General features: G+C 71.5%; 19 protein-coding genes. 10 read left to right on the forward strand and 9 right to left on the reverse strand.

Annotation, left to right across the window (positions count from 1 at the left end):
* Positions 1-88: 88 nt before the first annotated feature.
* The 5 genes from PV963_RS25810 (at position 89) to folE (ending at position 6,029) form a co-directional block, all read left to right on the forward strand.
* Positions 89-1,216: a zinc-dependent metalloprotease gene (locus PV963_RS25810; RefSeq protein WP_274818110.1), complete on the forward strand. Its 1,128-nt coding sequence runs from the start codon at positions 89-91 to the stop codon at positions 1,214-1,216.
* Between the two features lie 196 nt (positions 1,217-1,412).
* Positions 1,413-2,447, forward strand: coding sequence for a tRNA lysidine(34) synthetase TilS (tilS, locus tag PV963_RS25815; protein WP_274818111.1), 1,035 nt, complete (start codon positions 1,413-1,415; stop codon positions 2,445-2,447).
* A gap of 59 nt (positions 2,448-2,506) precedes the next feature.
* Positions 2,507-3,067 carry a hypoxanthine phosphoribosyltransferase gene (hpt, locus tag PV963_RS25820; protein WP_274249614.1) on the forward strand — a complete coding sequence of 187 codons (561 nt, stop codon included), beginning with the start codon at positions 2,507-2,509 and terminating at the stop codon, positions 3,065-3,067.
* Positions 3,068-3,253: 186 nt separating this feature from the next.
* Positions 3,254-5,296: an ATP-dependent zinc metalloprotease FtsH gene (ftsH, locus tag PV963_RS25825; RefSeq protein ID WP_274818112.1), complete on the forward strand. Its 2,043-nt coding sequence runs from the start codon at positions 3,254-3,256 to the stop codon at positions 5,294-5,296.
* Between the two features lie 127 nt (positions 5,297-5,423).
* Positions 5,424-6,029, forward strand: coding sequence for a GTP cyclohydrolase I FolE (gene folE / locus PV963_RS25830; RefSeq protein WP_274818113.1), 606 nt, complete (start codon positions 5,424-5,426; stop codon positions 6,027-6,029).
* Positions 6,030-6,037: 8 nt separating this feature from the next.
* Here the strand turns inward: folE and PV963_RS25835 are convergent, their stop codons facing one another.
* The 6 genes from PV963_RS25835 to PV963_RS25860 all read right to left on the reverse strand — a co-directional run bounded on the left by PV963_RS25835 (position 6,038) and on the right by PV963_RS25860 (position 11,078).
* Complete coding sequence (locus PV963_RS25835) at positions 6,038-6,526, reverse strand: DUF3180 domain-containing protein (protein ID WP_274818114.1); 489 nt, start codon at positions 6,524-6,526, stop codon at positions 6,038-6,040.
* A 59-nt stretch (positions 6,527-6,585) separates the two neighbouring features.
* Positions 6,586-7,197, reverse strand: coding sequence for a 2-amino-4-hydroxy-6-hydroxymethyldihydropteridine diphosphokinase (folK, locus tag PV963_RS25840; protein ID WP_274818115.1), 612 nt, complete (start codon positions 7,195-7,197; stop codon positions 6,586-6,588).
* A complete protein-coding gene (gene folB, locus PV963_RS25845) occupies positions 7,194-7,553 on the reverse strand; it encodes a dihydroneopterin aldolase (RefSeq protein ID WP_274818116.1) in 360 nt (119 codons plus the stop codon). Before folB ends, folK begins: the two co-directional genes overlap by 4 nt.
* A 236-nt stretch (positions 7,554-7,789) precedes the next feature.
* Complete coding sequence (locus PV963_RS25850; protein ID WP_274818117.1) at positions 7,790-8,293, reverse strand: nuclear transport factor 2 family protein; 504 nt, start codon at positions 8,291-8,293, stop codon at positions 7,790-7,792.
* Positions 8,290-9,171: a dihydropteroate synthase gene (folP, locus tag PV963_RS25855; protein WP_274818118.1), complete on the reverse strand. Its 882-nt coding sequence runs from the start codon at positions 9,169-9,171 to the stop codon at positions 8,290-8,292. Before folP ends, PV963_RS25850 begins: the two co-directional genes overlap by 4 nt.
* Positions 9,172-9,233: 62 nt before the next feature.
* Complete coding sequence (locus PV963_RS25860; protein ID WP_425540941.1) at positions 9,234-11,078, reverse strand: phosphatidylglycerol lysyltransferase domain-containing protein; 1,845 nt, start codon at positions 11,076-11,078, stop codon at positions 9,234-9,236.
* 239 nt (positions 11,079-11,317) lie between these two features.
* Between PV963_RS25860 and PV963_RS25865 the strand changes: the two genes are divergently transcribed.
* On the forward strand, positions 11,318-12,436 hold the full coding sequence (locus PV963_RS25865; protein WP_274822121.1) for an alpha/beta hydrolase: 1,119 nt from the start codon (positions 11,318-11,320) through the stop codon (positions 12,434-12,436).
* Positions 12,437-12,571: 135 nt separating this feature from the next.
* A complete protein-coding gene (locus tag PV963_RS25870) occupies positions 12,572-13,792 on the forward strand; it encodes a hypothetical protein (RefSeq protein ID WP_274818120.1) in 1,221 nt (406 codons plus the stop codon).
* Between the two features lie 69 nt (positions 13,793-13,861).
* Here the strand turns inward: PV963_RS25870 and PV963_RS25875 are convergent, their stop codons facing one another.
* Both PV963_RS25875 and PV963_RS25880 read right to left on the reverse strand, forming a co-directional pair.
* Entirely contained in the window at positions 13,862-15,151 is a 1,290-nt protein-coding gene (locus PV963_RS25875) for a PH domain-containing protein (protein WP_274822122.1), read from the reverse strand.
* A gap of 77 nt (positions 15,152-15,228) precedes the next feature.
* Positions 15,229-15,795, reverse strand: coding sequence for a PH domain-containing protein (locus tag PV963_RS25880; protein ID WP_274818121.1), 567 nt, complete (start codon positions 15,793-15,795; stop codon positions 15,229-15,231).
* Between the two features lie 31 nt (positions 15,796-15,826).
* Here PV963_RS25880 and PV963_RS25885 point away from each other — a divergent pair, with 31 nt between their 5' ends.
* A complete protein-coding gene (locus tag PV963_RS25885; RefSeq protein WP_150482297.1) occupies positions 15,827-16,978 on the forward strand; it encodes an NADH-quinone oxidoreductase subunit D in 1,152 nt (383 codons plus the stop codon).
* Positions 16,979-17,008: 30 nt separating this feature from the next.
* Here the strand turns inward: PV963_RS25885 and PV963_RS25890 are convergent, their stop codons facing one another.
* Positions 17,009-18,022 carry an SAM-dependent methyltransferase gene (locus PV963_RS25890; protein ID WP_274818122.1) on the reverse strand — a complete coding sequence of 338 codons (1,014 nt, stop codon included), beginning with the start codon at positions 18,020-18,022 and terminating at the stop codon, positions 17,009-17,011.
* Positions 18,023-18,140: 118 nt separating this feature from the next.
* Here PV963_RS25890 and PV963_RS25895 point away from each other — a divergent pair, with 118 nt between their 5' ends.
* Together PV963_RS25895 and PV963_RS25900 are read left to right on the forward strand one after the other, a co-directional pair.
* Positions 18,141-19,331 carry a sensor histidine kinase gene (locus tag PV963_RS25895; protein WP_274818123.1) on the forward strand — a complete coding sequence of 397 codons (1,191 nt, stop codon included), beginning with the start codon at positions 18,141-18,143 and terminating at the stop codon, positions 19,329-19,331.
* A gap of 55 nt (positions 19,332-19,386) precedes the next feature.
* A complete protein-coding gene (locus PV963_RS25900) occupies positions 19,387-20,055 on the forward strand; it encodes a response regulator transcription factor (RefSeq protein WP_274818124.1) in 669 nt (222 codons plus the stop codon).
* Positions 20,056-20,070 lie beyond the last annotated feature (15 nt).

The raw sequence follows: 20,070 nt of genomic DNA on the forward strand, positions 1-20,070 counted from the left end.
ACACCCCACAGCACCCAGGAAGCGAACCCGGCATCCCCCAACCCTCGCCGCCCTGCCCCAGCGGCCAGCGCTCACGTACGGTTGACGCATGACGAGCATCGGTGGTGCTTCAACCGGCATGGTCGACTGGAATCTCGCGGTCGCGACCGCGACCCGGCTCGTACGGCCGGGCCCCGACGTCAGCCGCGACGAGGCCCGGGCCGTCGTCGCGGAGCTGCGCCGGCACGCCAAGGCCTCGGAGGGACACGTCCGGGGCTTCACCCGTCTGGGCACGGAGGCCGGCCACGACACCCCCGTCCTGGTCGTCGACCGCCCGGGCTGGATCCGGGCGAACGTCGCCGGCTTCCGGGAACTCCTGAAGCCCCTGCTCGACAAGATGCAGGACCGGCGCGGCAACACCCCCGGCGGCGCGGTCATGAGCGCCGTCGGCGGCAAGGTCACCGGCGTGGAGCTGGGCATGCTCCTGTCCTTCCTGGCCTCCCGCGTCCTCGGCCAGTACGAGACCTTCGCCCCCGCCACGCGCCAGCTCCCGGCCGGGGAGAACGGTGGCGGCCGGCTCCTGCTCGTCGCCCCGAACATCGTGCACGTGGAGCGCGAACTCGACGTCGACCCGCACGACTTCAGGCTCTGGGTGTGCCTGCACGAGGAGACGCACCGCACGCAGTTCACGGCCGTGCCCTGGCTGCGGGACCACCTCGAGGGTGAAATCCAGTCGTTCCTGGGCGAGACCGACGTGGACCCCATGACCGTCCTGGAACGCGTACGCGAAGCCGCCCAGAGCCTCGCCGGGGGCCGCCCCGAGGCCGAGGAGGACGACGGCGGCCGCTCCCTCGTCGAGATCGTGCAGACCCCCGCCCAGCGCGAGATCCTTGGCCGCCTCACGGCTGTGATGTCCCTGCTGGAGGGCCACGCGGACTTCGTGATGGACGGCGTCGGACCGGACGTCGTACCGAGCGTCGGGGAGATCCGCGAGAAGTTCCAGCAGCGCCGCGCCAAGGGCGCCTCCCGCCTGGACCTGGCCCTGCGCAAGCTGCTCGGCCTGGACGCCAAGCTCCGGCAGTACCGGGACGGCGAACGCTTCGTACGGGCCGTCGTCGACGAGGTCGGCATGGACGGCTTCAACCGCGTGTGGACCTCGCCCAACACCCTCCCCACCAAGACGGAGATCGCCAAACCGGCGGACTGGATCGCGCGGGTGCATCGCAGGACCGAGTAGTGAACATCGAGGGAAGGTCGTGAAGGAAAACGGGCCGAGGGCAGGCGAACGCCCCTCCAATCACCCGTCCGAGGGACCGTGAGCCAGGGGTAGGCGTGCAATGCTCGGGGAACGGCCCGGTTCTGTCACCATCTACACACTCTGCGTGACCGACACTCGGGTTCACCCCCCGAAAACTTCATGAAGGGAACCGGACATGGGTCCCCATCCTGCGGTCGCGGCGATACGCCTGGCGGTCCGCCGCGTCCTCCATGACCTCCTCACCGAACACCGCACCACCGCCGCACTCCCGCACGCCCCCTCGCACGAGCCGCCGCCCCCGCCGCTCGTGCTCGTGGCATGCTCCGGCGGCGCCGACTCCATGGCCCTCGCCTCCGCCCTCGCCTTCGAGTCGCCCAAGCTCGGCATCAGAGCCGGCGGCGTGACCGTCGACCACGGTCTCCAGCCCGGCTCCGACGTGCGGGCCGCGGAAGTCGTCCTGCGCCTGCGCGAACTCGGCCTCGACCCCGTCGACTCCGTCGCCGTGACCGTCGGCCGCGCGGGCGGCCCGGAAGCCGCCGCCCGCGACGCCCGCTACGCCGCACTCGACACCGCGGCCGAACGCCACGGCGCCGCCGCGGTCCTGCTCGGCCACACGCGGGACGACCAGGCCGAAACCGTCCTGCTGGGCCTCGCCCGGGGCTCCGGCATCCGCTCCCTGTCCGGCATGGCCGCGGTCTCGGGGGCGGGCGGCCGTTACCGGCGGCCCTTCCTGGAACTCGACCGGCAGACCGCCCGCAAGGCCTGCATGGTCCAGTCCCTGCCCGTCTGGGACGACCCGCACAACGTCGACCCGGCCTACACCCGCTCCCGGCTACGCCACGAGGGCCTGCCCGCCCTGGAGAAGGCCCTCGGCAAGGGCGTCGTCGAAGCCCTCGCCCGTACGGCCCAGCTCTCCCGCGACGACGCCGACGCCCTCGACTCCTGGGCCATCCAGGCCGAGGCCACCGTCCGCGACGCCGCCGGGCTCCTGGAGTGCGTGAAGCTCTACGCCCTGCCGCCCGCCGTACGCCGCCGCATCCTGCGCCGGGCCGCCATCGCAGCCGGTGCCCCCGCCGGTTCGCTGTTCGCCCGGCACATCGAGGAAGTCGACCGGTTGATCACCGGCTGGCGCGGTCAGGGTGCCATCAACCTCCCCGGCAAGGTCGTGGCCCGGCGGCAGGGTGGCAGACTGGTGATTCGGCAAGGCTGAATCACGACCCCTCCGGGCAGTCGGTGGAGGGGCCGCTCAGTCAGGGACGACCGAAAGTGATGCGGGTGGACGCGAAAGACATGGGTGCCGAGCTTCAGCAGGTGCTCATCACCAAGGAAGAGATCGACGCCAAGCTGGCCGAACTGGCCGCGAAGATCGACGCGGAGTACGCGGGCAAGGACCTGCTGATCGTCGGCGTCCTCAAGGGCGCGGTGATGGTCATGGCCGATCTCGCCCGGGCGTTGTCCACCCCCGTCACCATGGACTGGATGGCCGTATCCTCGTACGGGGCGGGCACCCAGTCCTCCGGTGTGGTGCGGATCCTCAAGGACCTCGACACCGACATCAAGGGCAAGCACGTCCTCATCGTCGAGGACATCATCGACTCCGGCCTGACCCTGTCCTGGCTGATCTCCAACCTCGGCTCGCGCGAGCCCGCCTCCCTCAAGGTGTGCACGCTGCTGCGCAAGCCCGAGGCCGCGAAGGTCGCCATCGACGTGGAATGGGTCGGGTTCGATATCCCCAACGAGTTCGTCGTCGGCTACGGCCTCGACTACGCCGAGAAGTACCGCAACCTCCCGTTCGTGGGTACGCTCGCGCCCCACGTGTACGGCGGCTGAAACTCCGGCCGGGGTGCCGTGACGGTGATCGGGAACCCCAGCGTGCTTCCCGCCGTTGGAGCATGCGTAGACGGATCGCCAGTCGTCCCGCGCGGCTTCAGGTGACAATGCTGGGGTACCGTCCGAAGAACAGCCTTTATCAAACTCACTATGGCAGGAGGGACGGGGCGGCACCGCTCCGTATGGATGGACGTGAAGCGATACTTCCGTGGGCCGGTCATGTGGATCGTGCTGGCCGTCCTTGCCGTGGTCGTGTTGATGCAGGTCGTCGGCTCGTCCGGCGGCTACAAGACAGTGGACACCGGCCAGGTCGTCCAGGCGATCAACCAGAACAAGGTGGAGTCGGCCAAGCTCACCACCGGCGATGACGAGACCATCAAGGTCACGCTCAAGAACGGCCAAAAGATCGAGGGCAGCTCGAAGATCCAGGCGAGCTACATCGGCAACCAGGGCGAGGACATCGCCAACACGCTGCAGAACAAGTACCAGAACAAGCAGATCCCGGACGGCTACACGGTCTCGCCGTCCAAGCAGAACCCGTTCATCGGGATGCTGATCTCTTTCCTGCTCCCCTTGATTCTCATCGTGGTCCTCTTCCTGTTCCTGATGAACCAGATGCAGGGCGGCGGCTCTCGCGTCATGAACTTCGGGAAGTCCAAGGCCAAGCTCATCACCAAGGACACCCCCAAGACGACGTTCTCCGACGTCGCCGGTTCGGACGAGGCCGTCGAGGAGCTCCACGAGATCAAGGAGTTCCTCCAGGAGCCGGCCAAGTTCCAGGCGGTCGGCGCCAAGATTCCCAAGGGCGTGCTGCTCTACGGGCCTCCCGGTACCGGCAAGACCCTGCTCGCGCGTGCCGTCGCGGGCGAGGCCGGTGTGCCGTTCTACTCGATCTCCGGTTCCGACTTCGTCGAGATGTTCGTCGGTGTCGGTGCCTCCCGAGTCCGTGACCTGTTCGAGCAGGCCAAGGCGAACGCCCCGGCGATCGTCTTCGTCGACGAGATCGACGCGGTCGGCCGCCACCGCGGCGCCGGCCTCGGCGGTGGTCACGACGAGCGCGAGCAGACGCTGAACCAGCTGCTCGTCGAGATGGACGGCTTCGACGTCAAGGGCGGCGTGATCCTCATCGCCGCGACGAACCGGCCCGACATCCTCGACCCGGCGCTGCTGCGCCCGGGCCGGTTCGACCGGCAGATCGCGGTCGACCGCCCGGACATGCAGGGCCGTCTGGAGATCCTGAAGGTTCACCAGAAGGGCAAGCCGGTCGCTCCGGACGTCGACCTGTCGGCCATGGCCCGCCGTACGCCCGGCATGACGGGTGCCGATCTGGCCAACGTGCTGAACGAGGCCGCCCTGCTGACGGCCCGCAGCGACAAGAAGCTGATCGACAACCACATGCTGGACGAGGCGATCGACCGTGTGGTCGCGGGCCCGCAGAAGCGGACCCGGATCATGTCGGACAAGGAGAAGAAGATCACCGCGTACCACGAGGGCGGACACGCCCTGGTCGCGGCGGCCTCGCCGAACTCCGATCCCGTCCACAAGATCACGATCCTGTCGAGAGGCCGCGCCCTCGGCTACACGATGGTGCTGCCGGACGAGGACAAGTACTCGACCACGCGCAACGAGATGCTGGACCAGCTGGCCTACATGTTGGGCGGCCGCGCGGCCGAGGAGCTCGTCTTCCACGACCCGACGACGGGTGCCGCCAACGACATCGAGAAGGCCACGGGCCTGGCCCGGGCGATGGTCACGCAGTACGGCATGACCGAGCGTCTCGGCGCGATCAAGTTCGGCGGCGACAACACCGAGCCGTTCCTCGGACGTGAGATGTCTCACCAGCGCGACTACTCGGAAGAGGTCGCGGCGCTGGTCGACGAAGAGGTCAAGAAGCTCATCGAGACCGCGCACAACGAGGCGTGGGAGATCCTGGTCGAGAACCGCGACGTCCTCGACAACCTCGTGCTGCAGCTGTTGGAGAAGGAGACGCTGGGCAAGGAGGAGATCGCCGAGATCTTCGCCCCGATCGTCAAGCGCCCGCCGCGGCCTGCCTGGACGGGTTCCTCCCGCCGCACGCCGTCCACCCGCCCGCCGGTCCTCTCCCCCAAGGAGCTGGCCCTGACGAACGGGGCGAACGGCGCGACGCCGGCCATCACCACCGCGAAGAGCACCGCGGCGGAGCCCGCCCCGGCGCCCGAGCGAGCCCCGGAGGAACGCCCCGAGAGCTGACCGCAGCTCCCGGCGGCCCCACCGGGCCCGGAATGGATGCCGCGCCCCCCAGGTTTTAGCCTGGGGGGCGCGGCTTTTCGCCATCTGCGCAGGCCGCCCCCTGATGGACACAGGAACGAGGCACCAGATGACCGACCCCGTGACGCTGGACGGCGAGGGCCAGATCGGCGAGTTCGACGAGAAGCGGGCCGAGAACGCCGTACGGGAGCTGCTGATCGCGGTCGGCGAGGACCCCGACCGCGAGGGGCTCCGTGAGACGCCGGCGCGGGTGGCGCGGGCGTACAAGGAGATATTCGCGGGGTTGTGGCAGAAGCCCGAGGATGTGCTGACGACGACGTTCGATCTCGGGCATGACGAGATGGTGCTGGTGAAGGACATCGAAGTCCTGAGCTCGTGTGAACATCACCTCGTGCCGTTTGTCGGAGTTGCCCATGTTGGCTACATTCCGTCCGTCGAGGGTAAGATCACCGGCCTCTCCAAGCTGGCGCGGCTCGTAGACGTGTACGCACGGCGTCCGCAGGTGCAGGAACGACTCACCACGCAGATCGCGGACTCGCTGATGCAGATCCTGGAGCCGCGCGGGGTCATCGTGGTCGTGGAGTGCGAGCACATGTGCATGTCGATGCGCGGGGTCCGGAAGCCGGGTGCGAAGACCATTACCTCGGCGGTCCGCGGCCAGCTCCGTGATCCGGCGACCCGCAATGAGGCCATGAGCCTGATCATGGCGCGCTGACGCCGGGGTCACACGGTCGGAGCCGCTCCCGCGCCGTCGTGTTCGTCGTCCTCCGGGAGCTTGCAGACGCGCTCCAGGAAGATGGCGGCCGCGATGACGCCGATGCCCGCGAGCACCGAGAAGCCGGCGGAGATGGCCTGGTCGCGGCGGGCGGGGTTGTCGAGGGACTCCAGGAGGAAGACGCCGGTGCCGCCGTACATGCCGGCGACGAGGGCGGCGACGAGGGCGCTGGCCTGACCGAAGACGACCGCGCGGGCCGCCATCATGGGGTCGACGCCCTTGGCGTCGGGCTGCCGCTCGCGCTGGGCCTTCAGGCGGGCGCGGAGCGAGAGCGCGGTGGCCAGCAGGACCACGGTGATCAGAGCCAGGACGATGGGGGCGGCCAGGGGGACACTCGGCAGGGTCCCGACCGAGTTCCACAGGCGGGCGCCCGCCCAGGACAGCACGCCTGCCACGACGAAGACGCCGGCCAGCACCCTGATGCGCAGCTCTTTCACAGTGTCCCTTCGGTTCCCCCGGCTCCGGCCTGGTTGTGCAGCCGTCTCGACCTTAACGGCTACTCGGGCAGCCGGAGTTCCAGGTCCGCGCGGGGCGCCACGCCTTCGCGGGTGACGGACTCCAGCAGACCGGTGACCGGGCCGCGGCCGGGCAGCTGCGCCTCGGGGTCCAGGTCGTGCCAGGGGGCCAGGACGAAGGCGCGCTCATGGGCGCGAGGGTGGGGGAGGGTGAGCTGCGGGTCCTCGGAGACGACGTCGGCGTAGGAGACGATGTCGACGTCCAGGGTGCGGGGGCCCCAGTGCTCGTCCCGGACGCGGTGGAAGGCCTCCTCGATCGCGTGTGCGCGCTCCAGCAGCGAGGACGGCGGGAGGGTGGTCTTCAGTACGACGACCGCGTTGAAGTAGGCGGGCTGGCTGCCGGGCTCCACGCCCCAGGGCTCGGTCTCGTAGACCGGGGAGACGGCCTTGATGCGGACGCCGGGGGTGTCCTCCAGGGCGTCGATGGCTCCCTGGAGGGTCTCCAGGCGGTTGCCGAGGTTGGAGCCGAGGGCGACCACGGCCCGTTTTGGATTGCTGAGCGTGGTGTCGGCGGCGTCGACCTTCTCGACGACGGAGGCGGGTACCGGCTGTACGGTCGGGTCGCTGGGACCCTTGAGGAAGGGCGCAGTCATACTCGGCTCCGGGTGATGGTGACGGTCACGTCGTCGAAGGGGACCGTGATCGGGGCGTCCGGCTTGTGGACGCAGACCTCGACCTGCTGAACCCCGTCGTGCTTCAGACATACCTGGGCGATGCGCTCGGCGAGCGTCTCGATGAGGTTGACGGGCTCGCCCTGCACGACGGCCACGACCTCCTCGGCCACGATGCCGTAGTGCACGGTCTTCGCCAGGTCGTCGTCGGCCGCGGCCGGTCGGGTGTCCAGGCCGAGGACGAGGTCCACGATGAAGGTCTGGCCCTCCTCGCGTTCCCTCGGGAACACACCGTGGTGCCCGCGGGCCTTCAGGCCGCGCAGCGCGACACGATCCACGCGAATCACTCCTGCAATCGTCGGTCACGGCCGGTCCGTGCCGTGTGCGGTCGGCACACCGGCCTCAGTCGAATCTACCTGCGAGCCCGGACGGGGCCGGGCCACGGGGCGTGGGTCCGGGCCGGGCCCGGCAGGATTCATCCGGCGTTTCCCCTGGGGAACCCGGCGGCTCACGGGTTGGTAGCCGCCCATACCCGCGGGTCCGTGATTCCAACCACTTCCTGGCACGTACCCACTCAGGTGGGAGTGTCGTCCTGTTCGTCCTCGTCGGTTTCGGCCAGAACGGGGGAAGCGTGGTGCGACCAGAGTTTCCACCCCACGGGCGTGCGCCGGAACACGTTCGTGGCGACCACGAGCTGTCCGACGAGCGGGCCGAGCTCCTCGTCGCCCTCGGGGGCGGGGCCGCCGCTGAGGATGTTCTCCGTGCAGGTCACCAGGGCGGTGTCGCCGGTGACCGAGACGTGCACGTCGGTGAGGAAGAACTGGATGTAGTCGGTGTTCGCCATGATCAGCGCGTACGACCTGAGGACCTCGCCGCGGCCGGTGAGCACCGGCCAGCCGGGGTGCACGCAGGAGACCACGCCGGTGTCGGCCGGGTCGTGGTACGTCTCGTCGACGCCCAGGTCGGAAGGGGTCAGCCAGAGCGACGCCAGTTCCTCGAAGTCGCCTCGTTCCAGTGCCTCGTAGAAGGCGGTGTTGGCGGCCTCGACCTGTTCGACGTCGGTGTGCGGGGCGCTCACCGGGTTCCTTCTGCGCCGGTGCGTGCCTTAGCGATGGCGTGGGCGACGCGTACGGCGTCCGCCGTGGCGCGTACTTCGTGCACGCGTACCGCCCACGCGCCGGCGTGCGCCGCGAGCGCGGAGACGGCAGCGGTGGCGGCGTCGCGTTCGCGTGCGGGCGGGGGCGGGCCGTCCGGGCCGGCGAGGACCCGGCCGAGGAATCGCTTGCGGGAGGCGGCGACGAGCAGCGGGTGGCCGAGGCCGAGGACCCGGTCGAGGCCCGCGAGGAGCGCGAGGTCGTGCTCGGCGTCCTTGGAGAAGCCGAGTCCGGGGTCGACGACGACCCGGTCGGGAGCGATACCGCCCGCCAGAACGGCCTCCACGCGCGCGTGCAGCTCGTCGACGACCTCGGTGACGACGTCGGCGTACTCGCCGCGGACGTTGCCGCCCTGGAGGAAGCCGCGCCAGTGCATGACGACGAAGGGGGCGCCGGCGTCGGCGACGGCCGGGATCATGCGGGGGTCGGCGAGGCCGCCGCTGACGTCGTTGACGAGGGCGGCGCCCGCCGCGAGGGCCCGCTCGGCGACGGACGCGCGCATGGTGTCGACCGAGACGGTGACGCCCTCGGAGGCCAGGCCGTGCACGACGGGGACGACACGGCGGAGTTCCTCGGCCTCGTCCACCCGGGTGGCGCCGGGGCGGGTCGACTCGCCGCCGACGTCGACCAGGTCCGCGCCCTCGGTGACCAGGTCCAGGCCGTGCTTGACGGCGGCCGTGGTGTCGAAGAAGCGGCCGCCGTCGGAGAAGGAGTCGGGGGTTACGTTCACGACTCCCATGACCGCGCAGCGGTCCCATTCCGGTAGGCCCGCCACGCGCCCGCGTCCGCTCTGGTTGCTCATATGTTCAGCGTAGGCCCAGGGGACGGCCGTCAGGCGCTGCGGCCCGGGTCGGCCCGGACAGGTCACGCCGTTCTGACGCTCCGTTCCGTCGTCGTGCCGTGCGCGCACGGGCGGCGGCCCGACGGGCGTCGGCGGCGCAGGAATCGCGGCAGGGGGAGGGCGAGGTTGACGAAGCCCTCGGCCTGCATGGCGGCGAAGCCGATGCGGGGCAGGTCGCCGGAGGCCCGGTAGACGACGAAGCGGGGTTCCCAGCGCGGCTGGAACTTGGCGTTGAACTTGTAGAGCGACTCGATCTGGAACCAGCGGGAGAGGAACACCAGCAGCCCGCGCCAGGCGCGCAGCACCGGGCCGGCGCCGATCTTCTCGCCGCGGGCCAGCGCCGAGCGGAACATGGCGAAGTTGAGGGAGACGCGGGCGATGCCGAGCTTCGGGGCGGCCTGGAGGGCGGCCACGATGAGCAGTTCGTTCATGCCGGGGTCGGCCGAGCGGTCGCGGCGCATGAGGTCCAGGGAGACGCCGTCGGTGCCCCAGGGCACGAAGTGCAGGATCGCCTTCAGGTCGCCGTAGGGGCCGGGGTGGTCGTCCTGCTTGTGGGCGGTGGCGATGAGGCAGTCGCCGTCGGCGGGGTCGCCGACGCGGCCCAGGGCCATGGAGAAGCCGCGCTCGGTGTCGGTGCCGCGCCAGTCGTCGGCGGCGCGCCGGATGCGCTCCAGTTCGGCCTCGCCGACGTCACGGACACGTCGTACCCGGGTCTCGTAACCGGCGCGCTCGATGCGTTTGACCATCTGGCGCACGTTGCGCATCGCGCGGCCGGCCAGGGAGAAATCCGCGACGTCCACCACCGCCTCGTCGCCCAGTTCGAGGGCGTCGAGCCCGGTCTCGCGGGTCCACACCTCGCCCCCGGTCTCGGAGCAGCCCATGACGGCCGGTGTCCAGGAGTGGGCCTTGGCCTCGTCCATGAACCGTTCGATGGCGCCGGGCCAGGCCTCGACGTCGCCGATCGGGTCGCCGCTGGCGAGCATCACGCCGGAGACGACGCGGTACGTCACCGCCGCCTTGCCGCTGGGGGAGAAGACGACGGCCTTGTCGCGGCGCAGCGCGAAGTGGCCGAGGGAGTCGCGGCCGCCGTGCCGCTCCAGCAGGGCGCGCAGCCGGGCCTCGTCCTCCTCGGTGAGCTGGGCGGCCGGGTGTTCGGGGCGGAAGGCCAGGTAGATGGTGGTGACGGCGGTGAGCAGGCCGAGGGCGCCGAGCGAGAAGGCGACCGTCCAGGAGGTGTTGCCCTGGTAGTCGACCGGGCCCTCGAAGCCGAACAGCCCGTAGATGACGTGGGTGATGCGGTCGGCCAGGCTCGGGTCGCCGACCATGCGCTCGCCGTGGACGCTGACGATGAACAGGCCCAGCAGCAGCGAACCGGCGCTCATCAGCACGAAGTTGGCGAGCGCCCGCCAGCGGCTGCGCGGGTCGGGCAGGGCCGAGAACTGGTCGCGGTGGAGCAGCAGGGGCGCCAGCAGGGCCAGTGAGATGAGCACGCCCACGATCGAGTGCCGGTACGTGAACTGCGCCACGGCACCGGCCGGCAGCAGGGCCACGGCCGCCCGCCACGCCCGGCGCTTGCCGCGCTTGAGGCCGTGGGCGAGCAGCAGCAACAGCACTCCGGCGCTGAGGGACAGGGCGGCCGCGAACGGGCCGAGCGCGCCGGGCAGGACCTCGGCGATGGCGTGCATGCGGCTGTGCCTGAAGCGCGGGAAGACGCCCGCGGCGATGTCCAGGACGCCCACCAGCGCGCAGGCTCTGCCGACCAGGACCGGGACGGCCTCGGGGCGTGGTCCGGGCAGCCGGTGGCGCACTCGGCTCATCAGGCCCGTACCAGCCGTGGCGCTTCCGTGACTCGGAACCTCGCCCGACATTTCCTCATCTGTCCTGACAGACATCGCATCCCATAGTTCCGCGAGAGACCTTGGATCCGGTGCCGATTCGGGCATCCGGCGACATTGCGCCCTCTAGGACGGTGTCTCGGAGGGAGAGGTTCACTCCCTTCGTCAAAGCCATTTCAAAGGCCAAGGAAAGTCCGGGACAAGCCCTCGCAAGGTGTGAGTGCGGTGAGAGACCCCGGACGGAAAGCGCGGACAGGTAACCACCGATGGGTCTGGGTCTCACGAGCAACAAGGTGCTGGTGCTGGCGGTACTGTCCGCCGTGCTGCTGTTCGCCGGCACGGTCTGGCTGTGGCCGCGGCTGGCCCGGCGGAGTTGGCGGGCCGTGGGCGGGCGGGTCGGCCTGCTGCTCGCCACGCAGGTGGCGCTGTTCGCCGCGGTGGGCCTCGCCGCCAACCAGGCCTTCGGTTTCTACGCCAGCTGGGCGGACCTGTTCGGGCAGGAGAAGGACCAGGGCGTGGTCGTGGACCACACGCCGGGTGGCGGCCCGTTGGAGGTGGTCGGCTCGCGCCGGGTGCCGGGGGCGGGCGGGGTGAGTCCCCGGGCGGGCGGCCGGATCCAGCAGATCGACATCGTGGGGCGTACGACGCGCATCGCCACGCCCGCGTACGTCTATCTGCCGCCGGAGTACTTCCAGCCGCGGTACCGCACCCGTACGTTCCCCACGGCCGTCGTGCTGACCGGTTACCCGGGTACGGCCTCGGCGCTGGTGGAGAAGCTCCACTATCCGCGTACGGCACTGGAGCTGGCCCGGGAGGGCCGGATGCCGCCGATGATCCTGGTGATGCTGCGGCCCACGGTGGCGCCGCCCCGGGACACGGAGTGCGTGGACGTCCCGGGCGGTCCGCAGACCGAGTCGTTCTTCGCCAGGGATCTGCCCGACGCGTTGCGCACGCACTACCGGGTGGCCGAAAAGCCGGGCGGTCTGGGCATCATCGGCAACTCGACGGGCGGCTACTGCGCCTTGAAGATCGCCATGCACCATCCCGGTGTGTATGCCGCCGGGGCGGGCTTGTCCGCGTACTACAAGGCGCCGATCGACGCCACGACGGGCGATCTCTTCCAGGGCGACAAGGGGCTCCGGAATCGCGCCGACCTGTGGTGGTACCTCAAGCACAGGCCGGCTCCCGACACTTCACTGCTCGTCACCAGCAGCAGGTCCGGTGAGTCCAACTACCGGGACACGCTGCGGTTCATAGAGCGGGTGCAGGCGACCGGGCGGACGCGGATCTCGTCGATCATCCTGGAAAGTGGCGGGCACAACTTCAACACCTGGCGGCGCGAGATTCCGGCGACGCTGGAGTGGATCGGCGGGCGGCTGAACGGCCGTTGAAAATGATCTTGGGAATTGGGGTGAGGGCCGATTCCGCTTCTTCCCGAGTTCCCATGCCGTGTGAACGCTTCGGTGTGGCTTTCTTTTTGCGGGGTGGGTCACCATGATTCGCCTACGCGCGGTAAGTTTCTGGCCATGCCACGTGGACGTCACCGCCATTCCCCGCCCTTGCACAGGCTGCTGCCCCCGTCGGCGATCGCAGGCGTCTCCCTCGTCTGCGCCCTGGGGCCCTGGGTGTTCACGGAGCCGATGGTGCTCCGCGGTCTGGCCGCGGCCGCCGCGGCGACGGCGGTCGTCGGCGCGGTCGTGCTCCGCCGCTGGGACACCCAGGCGGGCAAACGCGTCGCCGATCTCACGCGCGCGCGTGCGAGCGACGAGTGGCGCTTCGAGGAGCGGGTCGCCGAACTGGAGGCCGACCTCGAGGAGTCCCGCGAGCTGCGCGTGAAGCTGGAGCAGCGGCTGCGCGCCAAGCGCACGGAACTGGCCGGACTGCGCAACGAGCACGCCGCGCTGCTGCGCCGGTACGCCACCGCCGAGACCGAGCGCGCGAGCGCCCTGGAGGAACGCCGGGTGCTCGAGATAGAGGCGACGGCTCCGGTACGGGCCGCGCTGCCCGCGGGGGCGTCTCGGACGGCGGATGCCCCGGCGGACGCGGACGAGACGGCTGCCGCCGAGGCGCCGGCCCTTGCCGTGGAGGAGCAGACGGCGATCCCCGCGGTGTTCTCGCCGGAGGGCTCCCGGCTGTTCCGGCGTGCCGCGGCGGCGCTCGCCCGGCTCGACGGCGACTTCGCCCCGGCCCCTGACCCGGACGGGGGCGGCGACGGCGACGGCGTACCGAAGGGCGACGACGCGGAGCCCGCGCGGGACGACCGGAAGGGCGACGACGCGGAGCCCGCGCGGGACGACCGGAAGGACGACCGGCGGGAGCAGCCGCAGGAGGACGAGGCGCAGGGGCAGTCCGAGGCGGTCGCCGGGCACGAGCGCGCGACCGCCGGCACCTCCACCGCGGCCGAGGCCGAGCGACTCCCGCAGCCTGCCTCCTCGGGGCACTACACCGTGCCGACCGCTGTGGCCGTGGCGCCGCAGACGCCGGTGCGCCGTCCTGTGTCCGAAGGCGGGTTCGACTTCTTCGGTACGAAGCAGGGGACGTCCCGGGCCGCCCTGGACGCCGTGCAGAACGAGGACCTGGCCGATGTCGTCGGCCAGGAGGCCCTCGCGCTGCACAAGGCCGAGACCGAGGCCCGGTTCAAGCCGGCGGACGAGGAGTCGCGCGGGATCGGCCAGGTCATCGACCTGACGGCGCACGACGAGACGGAGCAGATCGACGTACAGGGGCTGCGGAGCGCGGTTTCCTGACGCCCACGCTGCCCAAAAGGCCCCCCGGCCCGGCCGGGGGGCCTTCGGCTTTCCGGTGGGTCCGGCGGGTCACGCCATCCAGCGGTCCGGCCGCGCGTCCCTGCGCCCGGTCCGTGACCGCTCCGCCTGTGCCTGCAGCAGTTCACGCGCTTCGGCCGCGTCCCGCAGCCGTGCCCGCACCGTCTTGTTCGCGCCCGTGTCCACACACACGTCGGCCACGCCCCGGGCCCGCTCCCACGGCCCCTGCGTCATCCGTACGCTCTGCACCTTCGCGTGCGGCACCAGCGCGAGGCTCCGCCGCAGCAGCCCCGACCGCGCCGCGAACACCGCGTCCGTGACGGCGAGCCCGTACCCGCGCCACCACACCGGCACGCACCACCGGGCGCGGCGCGGCGACGGCGACAGGGCCGCCTGCTCCGGCACGGTCACCCCGGGCAGCACGCGCGCGACGACGACCTCCGCGATCTCGCGCGGGGCGACCGGCACCAGCACGGAGTTGGAGGAGCCCGCCACGTCCAGCTCCACGCGCACCCAGCCGCGCCGCCGCCACAGCAGCGGCTCCACGATCCGCACGGTCTGCACCCGCCCCGGCGGCACCGTCTCGTGGGCGCGGTCCAGCAGACCGTGGTCCAGGCGCAGCCCGTCGGGCGACTCGGCCACCGTCCAGTCGTACTCGCGGACGAACCGCCCCACGCTGCTCGCGCCCGCCGCGCCCAGCAGCGGCAGGGCGACGGCCAGGACCGTCCACACGCTCTCCGTGGCCAGCCACAGCACCGGCGGCACGACGAGCGCCGCGGCCAGCGACGCCCAGGTCGCCCCGCTCAGCACCAGCGACATGGCGAGCACGCCGGGCGGCACCCGCAGCATCTGCCGGGACGGCGCCTCCCCGACCTCGTGCGCGGTCTCGGGCGCGAATCCGGCCGCGCGGGCGAGCAGTTCGGCCCGCAGCGTCCGCGCCTCGTCCGCGCCCAGGAAGGCCAGCTCGTCCTTCTTGTCGGTGCCTATGACGTCGAGTTTGAGCTTGGCGACGCCCGCGACCCGCGCGAGCAGCGGCTGGGTGACGTCGACGGCCTGGAGCCGCTCCAGCCGGATGTGCGCGGTGCGCCGGAACACCAGTCCGGTACGGATGCGCAGTTCGGTCTCGGTCACCGCGAAGTGCGTGAACCACCAGGAGCAGAAGCCGTACAGGGCCGCGGCCGGGACGATCACGGCGAGGCCGATCAGCAGCGTGGTCGTGTTCAGCCGGGTCAGATGGCGCTGCGCCCCGTCGGGGTCGTGCACCGCCCAGCCGATCACCACGGCGACCGGCGCCCAGGCCCGCCTGAGCGGTGTGACGGGGTGCAGCCGCCGCTCGGCGATCCCGTTGTCGGCCTCGGCGGTCCGGGCGGCCTCGGGGGCCTCGGCAGCCCCGGCGTCCCCGGCCGCCTCGGGGGGCGTCACAGCCCCGCCGATCGGGCCTCGCCCAGCTCGGTGAGCCGGTCTCGCAGCCGCTCCGCCTCGGCCGGGTCCAGGCCGGGGATGGTCGCGTCGGTCCAGGCGGCGGCCGTGTGCAGCTGCACGCTGGCCAGCCCGAAGTGCCGCTCGACGGGCCCGGACGTGACCTCGACCAGCTGCATCCGCCCGTACGGCACGACCGTCTCCTCGCGCCACAGCACACCGCGGCTGATCAGCAGGTCGTCGGCGCGCTCGGCGTACCGCCAGGAACGCCAGTTGCGCTCCAGCATCACCCAGCCCCAGGCCATCAGCGCCAGCGGCGGCAGTGCGAAGGCGGCCCAGGCGGGCCCGGCCAGCAGGCCCGGCACCAGCCCGGCGGCCAGGCTGATCAGCCCCAGCCACACCACCAGCAGCAGCCGCCGCATCTTCAGCAGTCCGGGCGGCAGCGCGATCCACACCGGCCCGTCCTCGACGGCCCCCGCCGCGCCCTGTGTCCCTGCGGCGCCCTGCGTCTGCGCCGCGCCTTGTGTCCCCGCCGGCCCCGTGTCCTGCGGGCTCCCCGTCTCCATGAGGCCAGCGTACGTAGGAGAGACTGTGTCCATGACTCCTACGACGGAGACCATGGTCGGAATCGGCGGCGCCGCGGAGAGCACCGACATGGTGCTCAACATCGGGCCGCAGCACCCGTCCACCCACGGCGTGCTGCGGCTGAAGCTCGTCCTGGACGGCGAGCGCATCACGCACGCGGAGCCGGTGATCGGCTATATGCACCGCGGCGCGGAGAAGCTGTTCGAGGCGCGCGACTACCGCCAGATCATCATGCTCGCCAACCGCCACGACTGGCTGTCGGCCTTCTCCAACGAGCTGGGCGTGGTCCTCGCCGTGGAGCGGATGCTCGGCATGGAGGTCCCCGAGCGCGCGGTGTGGCTGCGCACGCTGCTCGCCGAGCTGAACCGGGTGCTCAACCACCTGATGTTCCTCGGCTCGTACCCGCTGGAGCTCGGCGGGATCACGCCGATCTTCTACGCCTTCCGGGAGCGCGAGGAGCTCCAGCACGTCATGGAGGAGGTCTCCGGCGGGCGGATGCACTACATGTTCAACCGGGTGGGCGGCCTCAAGGAGGACCTGCCGGCCGGGTGGACCACGCGCGCACGTGCCGCCGTCGCCGACGTGCGTTCCCGGATGGACCGCTTCGACGACCTGGTGCTGGGCAACGAGATCTTCCGGGGCCGCACCCGGGGGGTCGGCACGCTCGCCCCGGAGGCGGTACACGCCTACGGCGTCAGCGGGCCGATCGGGCGCGCCTCGGGCGTGGACTTCGACCTGCGCCGGGACGAGCCCTACCTCGCCTACGGGGAGCTGGGCGACGTCCTGAAGGTGGTGACCCGGCAGGAGGGCGACTGCCTCGCCCGCTTCGAGTGCCTCCTGGAGCAGACGCACAACGCGCTGGACCTGGCCGACGCCTGCCTCGACCGGCTCGCCGAGCTGCCGCCCGGGCCGGTCAACCAGCGGCTCCCGAAGGTCCTGAAGGCACCCGAGGGCCACACGTACGCCTGGACCGAGAACCCGCTCGGCATCAACGGCTACTACCTGGTCAGCAAGGGCGAGAAGACGCCGTACCGGCTGAAGCTGCGCTCGGCCTCGTACAACAACATCCAGGTGCTGACGGAGCTGCTGCCGGGGACGCTGGTCGCGGACATGGTGGCGATCCTGGGGTCGATGTTCTTCGTCGTGGGCGACATCGACAAGTAATCGACAAGTAGGGGACTTTACGGACATCCCCTAGAGCGGATCCCCGATCCCGACCGGCTGTACCAGCCACCCGAAGTCGCCCAGCCCGCCCGACGCGGTGAGCTCGGCGGCCTCCCCGGCGCTCGCGAGGGCGCGTACGTAGGCGGCGGGGGCGGTGGACGCCAGCGTGAGCGGGGGGCGTGCGCCGGTCACGCCCAGGGCGCGCAGCGCCTCGCGCTGCGGGAGCAGGCGCCCGCCGGGCAGCGCGCACGCGTCGAGCGCGACATGCGCCGTGATGTCGCACGAGCCGTCCGGCACGGCCGCCGTCTCGCGGCCCTCCCGGAAGCCGGTCAGCGTCCCGAACGGCGGCCGTGTGTCCGCCGTGTGCGCGTAGTCCACGGCGACGGCGAGCCCCCGGTCGAGCGTGGCGACCGCCGAGGCCCAGGCCTCGTCCCTGGACAGGCCGATCTCGGCCCGCAGTCCCGCCTCGCCGGACAGCGGCCACCAGCGCGCCAGCCACCGCGCCTGCGCCCCGTCGACCGGCTCCCCGAGCCGCTCGGTCCCGTCCTCCCTGACCAGCACCAGCCGCGCCACGCCCGCGGAGTCCACCTCCGCGACGTCCACCGGTACGTTGTCCAGCCACTCGTTGGCGAACAGCAACCCGGTGATGCCCTGCGGCGGCTCGGCCAGCCACTCGATCCGGTGATCGAGCCCCTCGGGCCGCTCGGCGACTTCCACGGCGTACGCGCGCGTGCGGGCCGCCACGTCGGCCGGGAGCGCGGCGAGCACCCCGCCGGCCAGCTCGCCCCGCCCGGCCGCCATGTCGACGAAGTCCAGCGTCGTGGGCCGCCCCAGCGCCTCGTCGACCCGGCACAGCAGCCCCGCCACGGCCCCGGCGAACAGCGGTGACGCGTGCACGGACGTCCGGAAGTGCCCGGCCGGACCCTCGGCCCGGCGATAGAAGCCGCCCGGCCCGTACAGGGCCTCCCGCACGGCCGCACGCCACCCGCGCCACTCGTGCCCGTCGTGTTCCACGGGTCCCTTGCCCCTCGTCGCTGCTGTCACCGGGCCAGGCTAAGGGCACACAACGAACGCAACTCCACCTTGCGGAGTACGCGCGCCCGGTGCGGATCGGTCCTCCGGTTGACCCCTGCACCTATCCCCCTTCCCTACGCTGGGTTACGTGCAGCGTCTCTATGACTTCCTCCGCAGGCACCCGATGTGGGTCGACGGCTCCTGGGCCGTGGTCCTCCTCGGGATTTCCGTGGTCGGCGGAGCGTCGGGCGGATTCGGCCCCCCGGCCGTCGCCGTTCCGCTCGCGATGCTGCTGTGCCTGGTGGTGGCGCTGCGCCGCCGCATGCCGGAGAAGATGCTGCTGCTCGCGACCGCGGTCGGTGTGGCCCAGCTGATCACCGATGTCGAGATGGGCCCCCACGACTTCGCCATGCTGGTGATCGTCTACACGGTCGCGGCGGAGGGTGCCCGCTGGGCCTCCCGCTTCGCGCTGGCCGCCGGCCTGTGCGCGGCCCCCGTGGCACAGCTGCGCTGGCCGAACGATCAGACGGGCGTCTTCGGCGACATGGTCCTGGCGGTCTTCATGACCGTGCCCTTCGCCCTCGCCTGGGTGCTCGGCGATTCCATCCGCACCCGCCGCGCCTACTTCGCGCAGCTGGAGGAGCGGGCCGCCCGTCTGGAGAGGGAGCGCGAGGCACAGTCCAAGGTCGCCGTCGCCGCGGAACGCGCTCGGATCGCCCGCGAGTTGCACGACGTCGTCGCGCACAACGTCTCGGTGATGGTGGTGCAGGCCGACGGCGCCGCCTACGTCCTCGACGCCGCGCCCGACCAGGCGAAGAAGGCCCTGGAGACCATCTCCTCCACCGGCCGCCAGGCCCTCGCCGAGATGCGCCGCCTGCTCGGCGTGCTGCGCACCGGGGAGCACGAGGAGGCCGGCGAGTACGTGCCGCAGCCCGACGTCCAGCAGATCGAGGACCTCGTCGAGCAGTGCCGCGGGCACGGACTGCCCGTCGACTTCAAGGTCGAGGGCACCCCCCGCCCGCTGCCCAGCGGCGTCGAGCTCACCGCCTACCGCATCGTGCAGGAGGCGCTCACCAACACCCGCAAGCACGGCGGGCCGGGCGCGGGCGCGAGCGTGCGCCTGGTGTACTTCGACGACGGCCTCGGCCTGCTCGTCGAGGACGACGGCAAGGGCGCCCCGCACGAGCTGTACGAGGAGGGCGGGCTCGACGGCCAGGGCCACGGCCTGATCGGCATGCGGGAACGGGTCGGCATGGTCGGCGGCACCCTGGACGCCGGCCCGCGCCCGGGCGGAGGGTTCCGCATCAGTGCCCTCCTGCCGCTCAAACCCGCTCACTGACCTCCGCACACGCCCCTCGCTGACACCTGTAACGACAGACATGGAAGAGGCCCCGATGACGATCCGCGTGATGCTCGTCGACGACCAGGTGCTGCTGCGCACCGGGTTCCGGATGGTGCTCGCCGCCCAGCCGGACATGGAGGTCGTGGCGGAGGCGGGCGACGGGGTCGAGGCCCTCCAGGCGCTGCGCTCGACCGAGGTCGACGTGGTGCTGATGGACGTCCGTATGCCGAAGCTCGACGGTGTGGAGGCGACCCGTCGGATCTGCGCGGACGCCGACCCGCCGAAGGTGCTCATCCTGACCACCTTCGACCTCGACGAGTACGCCTTCTCCGGGCTGAAGGCGGGCGCCTCCGGCTTCATGCTCAAGGACGTGCCGCCCGGGGAGCTCCTCGCCGCGATCCGCGCCGTGCACAGCGGTGACGCGGTCGTCGCCCCCTCCACCACCCGGCGGCTCCTGGACCGCTTCGCGCCGATGCTGCCGGGCGCGAAGCAGCCCCAGCACCAGGAGCTGGAGCGGCTCACCGGACGCGAGCGCGAGGTCATGGTGCTGGTCGCGCAGGGCCTGTCCAACGGCGAGATCGCGGCCCGGCTGGTGCTGTCCGAGGCGACCGTGAAGACGCACGTGGGCCGCATCCTGACCAAGCTGGGGCTCAGGGACCGGGTGCAGGTGGTGGTGCTGGCATACGAGACGGGGCTGGTGCGGGCCGGCGGGCTCGGCTGAGCGGCGCACGAGGGC

The sequence above is a fragment of the Streptomyces coeruleorubidus genome (assembly GCF_028885415.1).
Classification (GTDB): Bacteria; Actinomycetota; Actinomycetes; order Streptomycetales; family Streptomycetaceae; genus Streptomyces; species Streptomyces coeruleorubidus_A.